Source organism: Methylophilus sp. 14 (assembly GCF_015354345.1).
GTDB lineage: Bacteria > Pseudomonadota > Gammaproteobacteria > Burkholderiales > Methylophilaceae > Methylophilus.
In genome coordinates this window covers 164,523-178,371 of the sequence record NZ_JADKYS010000002.1, presented here as the reverse complement: position 1 = coordinate 178,371, position 13,849 = coordinate 164,523, and the positions used below count along the sequence as shown (strand labels likewise).

At 48.3% G+C, this 13,849-nt stretch carries 18 protein-coding genes; 8 read left to right on the top strand and 10 right to left on the bottom strand.

Annotated elements, in window-relative coordinates:
- Positions 1-53: 53 nt before the first annotated feature.
- Positions 54-218: a DUF3309 domain-containing protein gene (locus tag INP78_RS06045; RefSeq protein WP_194741309.1), complete on the bottom strand. Its 165-nt coding sequence runs from the start codon at positions 216-218 to the stop codon at positions 54-56.
- A gap of 547 nt (positions 219-765) precedes the next feature.
- Between INP78_RS06045 and INP78_RS06040 the strand changes: the two genes are divergently transcribed.
- Complete coding sequence (locus INP78_RS06040) at positions 766-2,361, top strand: EAL domain-containing protein (RefSeq protein ID WP_194741308.1); 1,596 nt, start codon at positions 766-768, stop codon at positions 2,359-2,361.
- A gap of 113 nt (positions 2,362-2,474) precedes the next feature.
- On the opposite strand, the gene INP78_RS06035 is transcribed toward INP78_RS06040, so the two are convergent.
- On the bottom strand, positions 2,475-2,930 hold the full coding sequence (locus tag INP78_RS06035; protein WP_194741307.1) for a hypothetical protein: 456 nt from the start codon (positions 2,928-2,930) through the stop codon (positions 2,475-2,477).
- Positions 2,931-3,466: 536 nt separating this feature from the next.
- Here INP78_RS06035 and INP78_RS06030 point away from each other — a divergent pair.
- On the top strand, positions 3,467-5,656 hold the full coding sequence (locus INP78_RS06030) for an EAL domain-containing protein (protein WP_194741306.1): 2,190 nt from the start codon (positions 3,467-3,469) through the stop codon (positions 5,654-5,656).
- 66 nt (positions 5,657-5,722) lie between these two features.
- Here INP78_RS06030 and INP78_RS06025 read toward each other — a convergent pair whose 3' ends face one another.
- On the bottom strand, positions 5,723-6,514 hold the full coding sequence (locus tag INP78_RS06025; protein ID WP_228522698.1) for a hypothetical protein: 792 nt from the start codon (positions 6,512-6,514) through the stop codon (positions 5,723-5,725).
- A 138-nt stretch (positions 6,515-6,652) separates the two neighbouring features.
- Positions 6,653-7,102 carry a hypothetical protein gene (locus INP78_RS06020; protein WP_194741305.1) on the bottom strand — a complete coding sequence of 150 codons (450 nt, stop codon included), beginning with the start codon at positions 7,100-7,102 and terminating at the stop codon, positions 6,653-6,655.
- 207 nt (positions 7,103-7,309) lie between these two features.
- On the opposite strand from INP78_RS06020, the gene INP78_RS06015 reads away from it, so the two are divergent.
- Together INP78_RS06015 and INP78_RS06010 are read left to right on the top strand one after the other, a co-directional pair.
- Complete coding sequence (locus INP78_RS06015) at positions 7,310-7,579, top strand: hypothetical protein (protein WP_194741304.1); 270 nt, start codon at positions 7,310-7,312, stop codon at positions 7,577-7,579.
- A 16-nt stretch (positions 7,580-7,595) separates the two neighbouring features.
- The gene (locus INP78_RS06010) at positions 7,596-7,931 is read left to right on the top strand and encodes a multidrug efflux SMR transporter (RefSeq protein WP_194741303.1); all 336 of its coding nucleotides are present in this window, start codon (positions 7,596-7,598) and stop codon (positions 7,929-7,931) included.
- Between the two features lie 3 nt (positions 7,932-7,934).
- Here INP78_RS06010 and INP78_RS06005 read toward each other — a convergent pair whose 3' ends face one another.
- Genes INP78_RS06005 through INP78_RS05995 form a run of 3 tightly spaced genes read right to left on the bottom strand, consistent with a single transcriptional unit; the run spans position 7,935 to position 9,266 of the window.
- Positions 7,935-8,489: a pyridoxamine 5'-phosphate oxidase family protein gene (locus tag INP78_RS06005; protein WP_194741302.1), complete on the bottom strand. Its 555-nt coding sequence runs from the start codon at positions 8,487-8,489 to the stop codon at positions 7,935-7,937.
- A gap of 35 nt (positions 8,490-8,524) precedes the next feature.
- A complete protein-coding gene (locus INP78_RS06000; protein WP_194741301.1) occupies positions 8,525-8,764 on the bottom strand; it encodes a DUF2798 domain-containing protein in 240 nt (79 codons plus the stop codon).
- 13 nt (positions 8,765-8,777) lie between these two features.
- Entirely contained in the window at positions 8,778-9,266 is a 489-nt protein-coding gene (locus INP78_RS05995; RefSeq protein WP_194741300.1) for a DUF2938 family protein, read from the bottom strand.
- Between the two features lie 82 nt (positions 9,267-9,348).
- Here INP78_RS05995 and INP78_RS05990 point away from each other — a divergent pair, with 82 nt between their 5' ends.
- Both INP78_RS05990 and INP78_RS05985 read left to right on the top strand, forming a co-directional pair.
- A complete protein-coding gene (locus INP78_RS05990; protein WP_194741299.1) occupies positions 9,349-9,753 on the top strand; it encodes a helix-turn-helix domain-containing protein in 405 nt (134 codons plus the stop codon).
- 255 nt (positions 9,754-10,008) lie between these two features.
- Complete coding sequence (locus tag INP78_RS05985) at positions 10,009-10,212, top strand: hypothetical protein (protein ID WP_194741298.1); 204 nt, start codon at positions 10,009-10,011, stop codon at positions 10,210-10,212.
- 91 nt (positions 10,213-10,303) lie between these two features.
- Here INP78_RS05985 and INP78_RS05980 read toward each other — a convergent pair whose 3' ends face one another.
- A complete protein-coding gene (locus tag INP78_RS05980; RefSeq protein WP_194741297.1) occupies positions 10,304-10,645 on the bottom strand; it encodes a PilZ domain-containing protein in 342 nt (113 codons plus the stop codon).
- Between the two features lie 225 nt (positions 10,646-10,870).
- Here INP78_RS05980 and INP78_RS05975 point away from each other — a divergent pair, with 225 nt between their 5' ends.
- Positions 10,871-11,509: a hypothetical protein gene (locus INP78_RS05975; RefSeq protein ID WP_228522697.1), complete on the top strand. Its 639-nt coding sequence runs from the start codon at positions 10,871-10,873 to the stop codon at positions 11,507-11,509.
- Between the two features lie 201 nt (positions 11,510-11,710).
- On the opposite strand, the gene rnk is transcribed toward INP78_RS05975, so the two are convergent.
- Positions 11,711-12,070: a nucleoside diphosphate kinase regulator gene (gene rnk, locus INP78_RS05970; RefSeq protein WP_194741295.1), complete on the bottom strand. Its 360-nt coding sequence runs from the start codon at positions 12,068-12,070 to the stop codon at positions 11,711-11,713.
- Between the two features lie 152 nt (positions 12,071-12,222).
- A complete protein-coding gene (locus INP78_RS05965) occupies positions 12,223-13,128 on the bottom strand; it encodes a LysR family transcriptional regulator (protein ID WP_194741294.1) in 906 nt (301 codons plus the stop codon).
- Positions 13,129-13,252: 124 nt separating this feature from the next.
- Between INP78_RS05965 and INP78_RS05960 the strand changes: the two genes are divergently transcribed.
- Positions 13,253-13,588, top strand: a complete 336-nt coding sequence (locus INP78_RS05960; RefSeq protein ID WP_194741293.1) for a hypothetical protein — start codon at positions 13,253-13,255, stop codon at positions 13,586-13,588.
- The last annotated feature ends 261 nt before the right edge of the window (positions 13,589-13,849 follow it).

Below are 13,849 nucleotides of genomic sequence, written 5' to 3'. Positions count from 1 at the left end.
TACTAAATGTCGCAAGAAGTGTGATGACCAACAAAATACCATAGAGCGGCCCACTACAAATCTACAAAACCAATCGCAAAGGCCAGAATAATCAGCACGGCCACCAGCACACTCAATGCCCGCCCCGGGTCTACACGCCCATTGACCGGAGACAGGCCCGTACGCAAAACGTGAATTAAAGCAAGGGCGACCAACACAATGAGCAGTGTTCCAAGCATGTCATTCTCCTCCCACAATCATCTAGTGACGGGCAATCAATCCGTGGATAAAGCACAGGTCAATTTCATCATGCCGTCAGTCAGTCAAAAATACGATGCGCCTTAGACTGAATTTGCTGTAGGAATCATCGGACAGGCCCCCATACGAAGCCTGGCAACACACAAACCATGCGCGATAGCTGTCTGCCCGGCATTATTCACCACGATAAGCAACAATGAATTTAATCGGCGTAACTGCTATTCTCGCGTTAACAATAAAAAAATTAACATGCCATGGCTAAAAACACTACAAATCGGCCCTTACCTGCCGATCACCCTGTAGTGGAAGACGATGTAGATACGCCATGTCCAACATGGCGAGATACATCAAGATCGATACTCAATAATACTAACGAAAAATATGATGCTTATCACTCTTACACGCCATACATCCCCCATGACCTCCAGGTTACAGACGCCTATCCCCTGATGCTCGTCGGCCAGTGATACTGGCCGCGCTGTGCTAACCCGAGATAGTGATAAAACTGACGATAGGAAGGAGGTATCAATGGATGGTGTATTAAAGAAAGGCTGGTGGAATAAGCACATTGTGACGGGAGTGACTGCCCTGCTGATTATTGCTACCGCGTTTATCTCCATTTTCTTATCTTTAATGATCGCCCAGAAGCAGGTCATCTCAAAAGAAACCAAACACCTGCGTGAAATGACCAATGGCGTGTTGATGCGCATGAGTACAACGCGCGCGCAATTCACCGAGATCGTGCAGCACTTTTCTAGCGTGGCCGAAAATGATGCCTGCCTGCCAGCACATATCCAGAAAATGCAGGAATTCAACGTCAGTGGAATTTTCCTGCAAGCCGTGGCCCATGTTCGTGATAACCGCATCGTCTGCTCGTCGATTTCAGAGGTTTTCGATGGCATGACACTGGGTGCACCCATCCGGACTGAAGCTGATGGCACGCGGGTTTGGACCAATATTAAAATCGCTGACTGGCAGGACCACCATCTGGTGATGCTGGAAAAATCAGGCTGGGCGGTGATGTTTGTACCCAGCCATGCACTGCAGGCCTTGGGAAACAGCGAAACTTCCATGGGTGTTTTTGGCATAGCATCGCGTCGGCTATATACCGCCAGGGGTGAGATCAATCCATCCTGGATACAGCGTTATAACGGAGAGCAAGTACTTACTTTTATCGACAAAGAGCGTCATATGCTGGTCTATATTGCGCCCAACAAGCTGAACTCGACCGCCGTGGTCGCCGCCACGCCGCTCAAAGATATCAATGACGATATTGTGGCATTTATCCAGATCCTGATTCCACTGGCGCTGATTGTCGGCTTGCTACTAGGGGGCCTGTTTGTGTATATGCAGCGCACCAGATACTCCACAAAATCAGCCATTCTGCGGGCGCTGGCAAACCATGAGTTTTACCTGGAATACCAACCGATCATGCATTTGCATAGCAATACCTGCGTTGGCGCCGAAGCCTTGATCCGATGGAAAACAGCAGACAATACAATCATCAGCCCAGATACGTTTATTCCTGCCGCAGAAGCCTCCGGCGTCATTTGCCAGATTACACAACGGGTGTTTGAACTGGTTGCCAGAGATATGCGTAGTGCCTTGAATACGCACCCTGACTTTCATGTCGGCATCAATATCTCCTCACATGACATCCGGTCAGGAGCGCTCTTAGCACTGATTCAACAGTTGATCAAAACCACGGACGCCCAAGGCAAGCAAATCCTGATAGAAGTGACCGAGCGTGGTTTTCTCGACGATGAAGAAGCGCTGACCACCATCAAAAATATCCGTGATTGTGGCGTACGCGTGGCCATTGATGATTTTGGCACTGGCTATTCCAGCTTATCCTACCTGACCAAATTTCAGCTGGATTACCTCAAAATTGACAAAACCTTTGTCGACTCTGTCGGTACCGATGCAGTGACCAGCCATGTCGCTTTTCATATTATAGAAATGGCTAAAACACTGACCCTGGATATGGTTGCCGAAGGCGTGGAAACCGCAGCGCAAGCAGACATTCTGCAAGCGCGCGGTGTCAAATACGTACAAGGCTGGCTGTTTTCAAAATCCCTCAAGCGTAAAGAGTTTTATAGCTACCTGGAAAAGCATACAACATAAGCAAGCACTCACACCGGGCAGCCAGGACTAACCATCTCAGAAAAACCAAGACGAGAAAAAGCCCGCCATGAGCGGGCCATTGTCGTCCAGCTTGTGGCGACAGGCATGCAAGATCAAGACTTGAAAAACTGGATAGGAATACTGCGTTTCTGGTCATCCACGCACACACCATCCCCAATCACAAACACGCTGCCCAGCAAGCCATCACCTTCAATATTCACTTTAAAGTCGCAATTAAGCACCGCCTTCTGGTTGGCAAGCAAAAAGCTCTTGCCTGCATAAGCGCGGCGCACCACCGCCTCAGCCTGCCCATCCGCAGAAACGGGCTTAGCGGTCGCGGCTACCGTGCTGGTCGCTGTCCACTTGCCGTTCAGTTTGCCATAAGGGGACGCTTCAAACTCGATATCACCATCATTGCTAATATCATTAATCAGGATATTGCCAGGATAGACCGTGCCATCCAAACCGATCAATTGCGCTTTGTTTTGATAGACGCCCAGTTTCACCATGTTGACGGAACAACCTGACAGCATACCCAACACTGCCATTAATACACCTAAACGCTTCATTCACCGGACTCCCATCCCTGCTCACATGATTTCAAATTCGCACAGCCAGCAGTCAAATGTCACTCATCACCTGACAGCAGTTTTTTTGTCTGATAGCGGTCGCCACAAGGCATCCAGCGCCCTCAAATTGACCATCACCAGTGTCAAGAAAATCCAGCCATGCCGGTCGAATTGCCTTGGCACAGGTTACTCAATGACTAACGGATAGATGCAAGAGAGGACTCAGCTGAGACACTTTTACAGCGCCTACGCGTAGCAATGCTGCTTTATCAAGGTCATTTATTACACTTTTTAAGAAAATTTGCAAACTTTATTGACATCCCCTATAAAACTAATTTATATAAATATTAATTGCCTGCAGACCAAGCCAGCCAGCAAAACAACTGACTAAAAACAGTTAACACCCGCATAAATTAGTCGCTGATCCTGACTTTCCACGATCTAGCTACCGCATACAATTTAATTTACATAAAATAGATAGAATATTGAGGGAAAGGCGAATATGGTTGCAGCGTTCAACCATAGGCAATATCGGTATGATCAAATATATCACCTGCCTCATCGGAGTATGTATTGCCTGGCAGTTATCCGCGCAAGAGATAAAACCTGGCAATCCGCAGGCAGCAGAAACACTGCAGCCATTGCAATTTTCAGCACAGGAACGCCTTTGGATTAAGCAGCATCCAGTGGTGCGTGTCGCTGTCAGAAACGGCTGGATGCCGATTGAATTCCAGTTAGAGAGCCAGAAACACAAAGGCGTCTCGATTCAATACCTACAAAAAATCAGCCAGTTAACCGGCTTGAAATTTACCATTGTTGACTACCATGATGACCTTTCTGTAGAGGAGGTCTCCGTGATTACCGGGATCCGCGGCAATCACATGCCTGCAGGATTCAGCCTGCTCTCCAGCCCCTACCTGGACACTCCCAATGCGATTTATGTCGCAGCGCATCACGACCTCTACCAAAGGGAGATCACACTCAGCCAGCTTGCCAACCAGACCGTAGCGGTATTCAGAGGCGGCCCGCTCGCCCAGAAGCTAAAGGCAACCGTGCCAGGGATCAAGATAAAACTGGTGGATATTGCGGATGAGGCGTTTGAGTACCTAGACGCGGGCCTGATCGATGCTTACGTAGGGAATGAACTGGTGCTGGATTACCACCTGGACTTTCACAGGATAAAATCCATCCGGAAAAGTGGCATGACGCCGATCACCAGCACCGTGTTTATGGCAGCCAATCATGCCGATCCCGTGCTGCAAAGCATTTTAAACAAAGCCACTTTGCACATAGGCACCAACCCGCCTGACATCCTGGAAACCTGGCGCAGAAACCCGGACAATCCGCTCACCCCATACCTGGTGTCGGCGCTCGCTTTTTTTGCCGCGCTGTTGCTGATTCAGTTATTGAAACAATACAGGACCAACAAAACACAGGCGCTCGCTGCACAGCATCAGATCTGGTTTCAGGCCAACCATGACTTTCTAACCAGCCTGCCTAACCGGTTTCAGCTCAAAAACGAGCTGCATCAGGCCTTGCAAATCTCCACTCATCGTTCAACCAGAATGGGGATCATGATTATCGACTTGGACAACTTCAAGGAAATTAATGATACGGCGGGCCATGCCGTGGGTGATGAAGTGCTGATTAAAGTGGCTGCGCGTATCCAGTCCATCATCTTACCCCCCAACTTCACGGCCAGGTTTGGCGGAGATGAGTTTCTGATTGTGATCCAGCAGGAGGCCAGCGAAGAGAAACTGCGCGACCTCTGCGCGCAATTGATTGCAGCCATGGCCCCGCCATTTGATATCCAGCACAAATCTTTTGTGGCTTCGATCAGCATTGGTGTCTCGCTGTTTCCAGACCATAGTCTGCAGGCGGAAGAACTCATCATGTTCGCGGACCAGGCGCTTTACCAGGCCAAGCGCACGGGCAAGAACAAGTTTATTTTGTTTAATGAAGGCATGCACGATGCCTTTACCAGAAGAACACTGCTGAGTAATGAATTGCGCTACGCCGTGCAAAAAAACCAGTTGCACCTGCAATACCAGCCGATCTTCCATTTGAATGATTTACGCTGCGACAAGCTAGAAGCGCTATTACGCTGGCAACATCCCGAATTTGGCGCCATTCCTCCGGAAGTGTTTATCAACATCGCAGAAGAAAACGGTTATATCATTGAGCTTGGCGAGTGGGTATTCCAGCAAACAATCCGCGACTTCGAGCAGATTAGCCAGCGTTTTGGCCAGGTAGAAATCTGCATTAACATTTCGCCTTTGCAATTTTCGCAACCAGCGCCCATTCATCACTTTCTCTCCAACCTGGCCGCCCGCAGCATTTCTGGTGACCACTTTTGTTTTGAAATCACTGAAGGGCTGCTGTTAGAGCCTTCAGGCAATGTGATTGAAACGCTCAACAGCATTCATGAGCACGGCATCAAACTGGCGATTGATGACTTTGGCACCGGTTACTCGTCGTTGGCCTACCTCAACAAATTCAAGATTGATTACGTCAAAATTGATAAATCGTTTATCAAGCATATTACGACCAACCTGAATGACCAGGCTTTATGCAAAACCATTATCTTCATGGGTAAGCAGCTGAATATCAAACTTATTGCCGAAGGCGTTGAAACACTGGCGCAGGAGAATATGCTGAAGGAGATGGGCTGCCAGTACTCACAAGGCTATTACCGGGCGCGGCCATCCGACCTGGGTGATTTATAAACCCATAAAATAAAAAAGACGCCTGAAGCTGGCGTCTTTTCATCACAAAACGACATGCCTTAACGGCTAGAAACTCTGCTCGCGAGAGGCGTGTAATTTATCCAGCTCGCTATTATTTTCGGCAGCGTGACATTCCAGAATATCGACGTCACCTTTGCTAAAAGTCAGCCGTTCAACGGTGTTGATATTACCGGCAAATTTATTGTCGAGTTCACCGCACTTTTTGGCCCGGTGATTCACAAAATTCAAATAATCTTTTTTCCTGGCCTCCAGCTGTGAAGCCGGGATAGAGCTGTCGTTCATCACGTTCGTATAAGCACTTCTTAATCGCAGCTCAGACACACTCCAGATATTAAAAACCAGCATTTTTCTGGAGGTTTCTTTTTGCTGCACAGGCTCGGCCACCGGTAGTGCCTGACTGGCATGCATCTCCACCACTGGGGCCTGAGCCGGTTCAAGTTCACTGCTGTCAGTTTTTTTAGATTTTTTGCTGCCCGGCTTGGACACAGATTTTGCCGGGGCCACAGGGGCCGCCGCTGCCTCATCTTGCACTCCGCTGGTAGTGGCCGACGCTTCAGCCGTCACATCAGACACATCCAGCTCAGGGCCAGCCTCTGATGCAATCTGCGTCTGTATGCGCATTTCCTGGCGTGAAAGGGCGGTATTGCCTTCTTCCTTGGATAGTAAGCCAAATAGAATGACCACGATCAAACCGATCAATATGACATTGACTTTGCCAATATCGACCGAACCGCGCTCGCAACTTGGCGACTTCACGGAGCGTTTTTCATCTCCCGCCAACCATGGCGCCGAGGCGCGGCTAGCATGTGTGTTTCCAGGATGAAGCATATTTCTCATAAATTCTGTTATATGGTGTGTTGATACCAATCTTCTGCTCAATGTCGAACAATGCACTAAAACTGCCCAAGATTCAAGAATTCGTACTGAATTCATGTATTTCGGGCTTCATGTATCTAGCCTGTTTGAAGCAGGCCGTTAAATTCTGGTTACACGGGATTTCTCTGATACAAACTGCATGGACATCGGGTTAGCAAAAATACGCGTCGCTTTTGCGGCTGGCTGTCCATATCCTTGGGCTGCCGCGGCAGAAGGGCTATGCGCATCCTCCCGCAGCAAGGCATCCATAAAATGTCCTTTTTCCGCTTTGTGCGCTGGCTTAGCGGCACGCGCGGCCTTGCCCAGCGACGCATCGGCCACCAGTACCTGGCTTGCAACCACGGAGTCAGTCAAATGTGCAGCATGCATGTCACTTGGTGCGCTGGATCCAATCGAAACGACTGTCATAAAAAATCCGATAAACATAATCACCAGCGCAGCAGATACTGTGCCCGCCGTGATCGCGATCAAAGACATGACGCTGGTTGCACCTTGTCTTGATGTACCTTGCAATGTTGATGCATTTGGCACTGGATTGGATTTTTTCATGAGCAGCCTCCCGGTTTTAGATTTTGGTCAAATCAATACATATGCCATCATGCCGCACTGCCCAGTCACGCCCTATCCCACTCACGCTGAATCTGTTGTAGGAATTATCGGACACGACATCCCCTCTGGAGGCGATGCGCCTATGCCGCCATCCTCGCTCTCGTTTTATAATAAAGGTCACACAGCCACATCTGCACGAGGAAAACCATGGACTTCAACGTTCTGTCTGCATTTTATCTAGTACCGCTGTTTATCTCAGCGATAGGTGGTTTAATTGAGTTCAGGAACTGTGAGTTTGATACACCGAGGCACGCCTTGAGCAAGGCATTTTTCCTGGCTTTCAGGAGCATGGTGCCTGTCCTGAATATCTTTTCGGCGATTTTGTACCTGATCACCTGCGGTACTTTTACCTTGAAAAAAACAGGTGCCTGGAAACAAAATGGCGGCTGGAAAAAATCTGCAGCCCCAAAGAAATAATGGAGGAAAACAGTAGATGCTTAAGTATTGGTTGTTTTTGTTCGCAGCGATTCTCAGTGAAGTGACTGCGACCTCGTCACTCAAAGCCAGCGCAGGGTTTACCAAAGTCATCCCGTCCGTCATCGTCGTGGTCGGTTATGGTTTGTCGTTTTACTTTTTATCGCTGGTATTAAAAGAGATCCCCATCGGCATTGCTTACGCGGTGTGGGCAGGCCTGGGCATCGTGCTATTAGCCCTGGTTGGGTGGATATTTTTTGGCCAGGCGCTGGATACCCCGGCCCTGATTGGCATCGCGCTCATCCTGGCCGGGGTGATTATCATGAATGTATTCTCAAAAGCGGTTGCACACTAAGGCTCAATCGCCCTCTTTGCCGTTAATGTAGGTAGGCAACCCATCAATACTGGTGTGATTTCTTGCCTGCCAGTAGGCCTCAATCCCGGCCTCACCTTTCGCCGCTGCCCAATGGTTGAGCTGCTCCCGCTCTCCGACATAATCCATGTAGGGCACAGACATGCCACAAGAGGTTTGCACCAGCTCAATATTCAACTCAAATATCTGCCGCGCGCCTGGCAAAGGGTCAAACTGGCCAATTAATGTCTGCCACGCCGGGTCATGCTTGTGGATGACGTTGGCCTGGCCGTATAAACGCAGAATTAAGGGGTCCCCTGACAAGGCCATAAACATCATCGTCATTCTGGCATTCTGTTGCACATGAGCGGCTGTTTCATTACCGCTGCCGGTCACGTTCAACCACATCACCTGCTGCGGCGAAACCACTTTCAAGCTGTTCATGCCTTTAGGTGAAATATTGACTCGCCCCTGATCCACTGCAGTGCCAACAAAAAACACTTTCTGTTCGGCGATAAACTGCATATGTGCCGTACTTAATGCTTGAAACTGCTTACCCATGACCACTCCCGATATCATCTGCCCATATTATATGATCAGCCTGCTACCGTTGCATTCACCAGCCTGACAACGAGCGGCCTCACCAATTGCAGAAAAACAAATGCCGTTGGCATCGCCAGTGCATAGGCTTGGATGACTCTGATGAAATAATGTCCACCGACACCTGTATTAATGGCAACAATCACCATGCACATTAGTAAGGCCATGACCGCCGACATATAAAAAGCAAATACAAGCTGCATATATTTGCGTGGTAGTTTATAACGCATATTCATCTCTCCGTTTTAGTTAGCGCACCAGTTTGAGCATCTCAGCGGCCAAAAACAGGCACACGCCAAATATGCTATGGTTAAACAGGCTTCTGAGGCAGTTCATCATTGGCTGCGGCGTCTTGCGAAATGCCAGGCCGCCGCCCATGCCTGGCTGCATGATCAACAGCGGAAAAACCACCGTCAGCATCCCCACCACCAGCGCAGCGCCAATCTCCGGTTCGCGCAACCACTGATCTCCATACCCCAGCAGTAACAGCCCGGCGATCAATATGCCAATCGCATAATGCGCCACCACCCCGATGCCCCATTCATTGGCCAATGCCGGGGCTTGCCCGATATTGGCATGCACGAATTTCATCTGTGTGAAATGCCCGACCCAGCGGCCAAGATAGGCAAAATTGAGTGCTCTGCCCCCCAGCTGTTTCTGCAACCACAACCAGCCATCAAACAACGCGGTTGCCACCACCCCCAGTAAAACGCCATTCAATACAATGGTGATCTGCATATTCCTATCGCTCCTTTTCTTGACGCATGCACATTGTGTAAAGCACTATACAAGTTCAAGTTAACTTGAGGTCAAGCGATTTATGAACATTTCTGAAGTCGTGAAGAAAACCGGCATTGCCGCATCCACGCTGCGATATTACGAAGAGATTGGTCTGATTCAATCGCTAGGCAGACATGGGCTACAAAGAACTTTCCCAGCAAGCATTCTTGACCAACTGGCACTGATCTCGCTCGCCAAATGTGCCAACTTTACACTGGCAGAAATCAGCGCCATGTTCGGTAAAGGTCAACATTTTCAAGTAGACAGACATCAATTGCTGGCCAAAGCCGACCAGATAGACGAGACAATCAAGCGATTGAGCATCATGAGTGATAGTCTGAAGCACGCCGCCACTTGCAAGGCGCCATCCCATCTGGAATGCCCCACTTTCAGGCGGCTCATGAAAGCGGCAATACAGGGCAGGCTAAACAGCCGGCATTCATGAACCATCGTGCTGGCTATCCACATTCTCTGTGGATAAAATGTACGGTCTTCTGTGGGTGAATGCCATAAGCGATTGATTGATAATGGCTAACTCAAGCTGATTAAAATCAGGGCATCCCATCGTTTATTGGCCTGATAGCATCACAGCCAACTGACATTAAGAATAAAACGGATGTAGGAAAGTGAGGCATGTTCGCTATACACTCAACCTTATCCACCCCGAACACTCGCTATTCATACGGAGAGAGACACTTACATGCGCATCAACCCATGGCTACTACTGATTATTCTTGTCATCACCACCTCCGCTTGTACCAATAAAGCCTGGTACGAAGGCGTCAAAGAAGGGGCAAGAAACAACTGCCGCGGTCAGCCCGCCAGTGAGGTCGACGCTTGCCTGGAAAGACTCAATACGAAAACCTATGAAGAATATGAAAAAGAGCGCTCAGGTCAAAAGTAAGCCATATGCTCTAGACCAAAACAAAAAAGACCCAAGGCGTTCTCCTTGAGTCTTTTTTATCCATAGCGTTTTTAAACTGAGCTGATGCAGGCTATCTCGCCATCACGGACTGAATCAAGCTTCTATTTTCTGCGGGCACATCCAGAAACTCCAGATTGGTTCTAAACCCCTTCATGCCACACAATGATGAAAAAATCACCCGGCAATTAAACCGGTAATTACGCAAAGCGGACCCGACAAATACCGGCACATCGATATTACATATCTGCCCTGGTTTATATTGCTTGTCAGCGAAAAGACTCATTCCCATCAGAGAGATATCGTGTGTGAACACGATATATTTATCGCCTGCGCTATCGACCAACTGCGATCTTTTGTGCCACGAGCGACGATTCTTGTCTATTGAGGTATTGTGCAAACTACTGGAAGACATGGGCTAATGCTGCATACTTAACTGCCCGGCATTATATGACAGGCGCCTGTTAAAAAGTTTGAATTAACTGGTCAAGTAAATCAACTTTACGCATCCTATCCCGCCATAACAAATACATTAATAATGCATTAAAGTATCGAGACTCGTCATATACTTAAATCACACGCTCAATCGAAAATAAAAATGAATTTCCTTTTACCTGTCACCCTTTGTGCAATGTTCATCATGGCAAACGCCAGTTTAGCGGCCGAAGAAACACCTCAAGCAACGACGATCAGATTGCCTGGCATTTATCACCTGTGGGCAAAAGACTCGCAAGACATGCCAGCCATTACGTTTGATGAGTTGGAGCAATGCATGAGCACGGATACCACAATCCGACAGCAATTTGACAGTTTTCAACTTGAAACCAAGCGCATGAACGACGAAGTACTCAACGCCGAAAATCTCGTTCAAGCCAACCAAAATGCAAGGTTAGCGCTAGAAAAAGAGGCAAACGGCGTGCAGGCAGACATTGTAGACATGAACGCACGCAATGACGCGCTCGCCAAAAGAAAGCAAGCACTCTCCGCGCAGACACGCCAGAAAGTAGATGCCGAGACAGCCAAAAAAATCAATCAACAAGTCGACCAATTTAATAAAGACACGCTGCAATTTAATGCCGACTCATCCGCGCTCACTGAAAAAGCACAGCAATTAAAAGCCAAGCAACAGCAATTCAATGGCAGCCTGCAAGACTTAAAAAACCAGCTGGATCAGATTAACGCCAAAACCAGTGCGTTTAATGAACGGAAAAAGACTTTTAACAATACGCTAGCCGCCTACAAAGACAAATGCACAGGCGCACATAAGCTAGAAAAGTAAAAAGGCACCTCGGAGGAGATGCCTTTTGCATTGAGATCAATATGCAGTTAATCAAATGCGGGTAGGGAATGCTTACCCCGTTTAAAATAAGTCACCCTAATTTAACCGGTCCTAGTGGCAAAACATGCCCTTGACTCCATCATGAGGCCAGCTAACCGTTTTGCATATGGGAGTTTTTCCCAAGAATGTCGGGAATAAGGCCTAAGGCGCATGCATCACGTTCATCACCTGCAAGCGCCGCGACTCCCCATTAGGAAATGGCCAATCAATTTCTTGGCCGACTTTTAACCCAAGCAAAGCAGTTCCCACCGGTGAAAATACAGAAATCTTGCCCTGTTTCAAATCGGCCTCGTCAGGAAAACATAACTCCACTTCCCTTTTTAAATCGTTGCTTTTATCCAGGTAAATCACGCGGGAGTGCATTCTCACCACATCCTCAGGCACCTGATCCGCAGCAACGACCACCGCCCTGCCTAACTCATCCCGTAACAACTCATCATTTGCAAGCATGGATAAGCGTGCGTAGTCTTGATCCGACAATATTAAGTTTTCAGATTCCATATTTCCCAACCATACCAAATGCTAATCATCCCTGAAGGGCAAGCCGACAGAATAATCGGGACGGATGGAAAAAATAAGCCTGTTTAATAGAATATAACTGTTTCCAATCGAGCTACAATGACTTTGCAACCTGACAGTGGCAACCTGACGCGCTAGCCTTTATCCCAATAAGGTTCTGCACCAAATCGTTCAGACAGATAGTCGATGAAAACACGGGTTTTCAACGGCAGGTTACGCTTGGGTAAATACAATGCGTAGACGTGTTGCTCGACAGGGATGTATTCAGACAACACCGATTTTAGGCGCTTGGCCTGCAGGTCTTTACCAATAATAAAGGTAGGCAATAGCGCTAAACCAAAGCCGCCCAACACTACTTGCGATAATGCTTCATCGTCATTGATCCGCAATCTGCCAGAGACATTCACCGTGACCTCGCCTTCAGGCCCATTAAAGCGCCACAGGCCTTTGTCGCCAGAGTGAATGTAGTCGAGACAATTGTGATGAACTAACTCTTGCGGGACGACCGGGATGCCATGACGCTCAAAGTATTTGGGCGTTGCGCACAGGTTTCTGCGGATCGGCGCCAGCTTTCTGGCCACCAGACTTTGCGGCAAATCCCTGGTGATCGCAATCACGACGTCGTAACCTTCTTCAGTCACATCCACCAAGCGGTCAGTAATCGTCATGTCGATTTCCAACTGCGGGTATCTATCCATAAACTCAGCAATGGCAGGCGCAACATGCAAGGTGCCAAAAGCCACGGAGGCAGCCACTTTGAGCACGCCTCTGGGCTGCGCATTCAGGCTTTCAATCATTTGCTGCGCTTCTTCGGCTTCATCACGGATGCGCGTGCAATAGTCATAAAAGCTGGCGCCAATTTCGGTCAGGCTGAGATGCCGGGTACTACGATTCAACAAGCTCGCACCCAGCGCATGCTCTAGCTTGGCAACCGCCTTGCTCACCGACGACTTGGTCATACCCAGCTTCCTGGAGGCCGCCGAAAAACTTTGCTCATTAACCACATGGGCAAAAATGATCATTAGGTTCAAATCATACATGCTCTGATTGTATCCCAATAAGAAACAGTTATATGCAATCTGAAGGACTAATTTTATCCACAGAAATGTATACCATACGACTTGAATGCACTCTCAAATGAAGCATAAGCAAGGATCCTGAGCCATGTATAAAGCCTTTTCCAATACCAGATTATTCATCATGACTTATCTTGTCCTGGCTTTGCCAACCTATTTGGCTGACGCCGGCATGATCGCAAACAACTCACTACTGTATGCTTTGTCTATGGTGGGGATATGGGCAATCTGCCTGCTCAGAGGCACCATCATCGGCAAACATTGGCTGGTGCTCATCCCTTCTGTGGCCTTTGTGTTCGATTTAACGCCAGCCCTCGCTGCCATTACGTTTGTGCCTTATTTATATCACGCCCTAGCCATCCTCCTGGGCGCGGCCTCCCCCTCCATCGCCCTCTCCCATCGCGATACTTATGAAATGCGGTGAATGTCATTTCAACATAGCATGAGGAGCAATAGCGGCCCCTCTTTACCTATCCCACCATTGATCGAATATCACATACTCAGCGTTCACCATCAAAATAGCCTTCGATACAGCCCCCTTGCATAAGCCAAAAAAAATTTATACACTGTGAACAGACCTGTCTGCCTTATTTTAACCAATATCATCCTATAAGGGTTTTGAATGACGCCAGGTCAGGTGGCTTAAAAGCGACGCTTAATTAAAACAAAGACGGTTAGGGGAAAT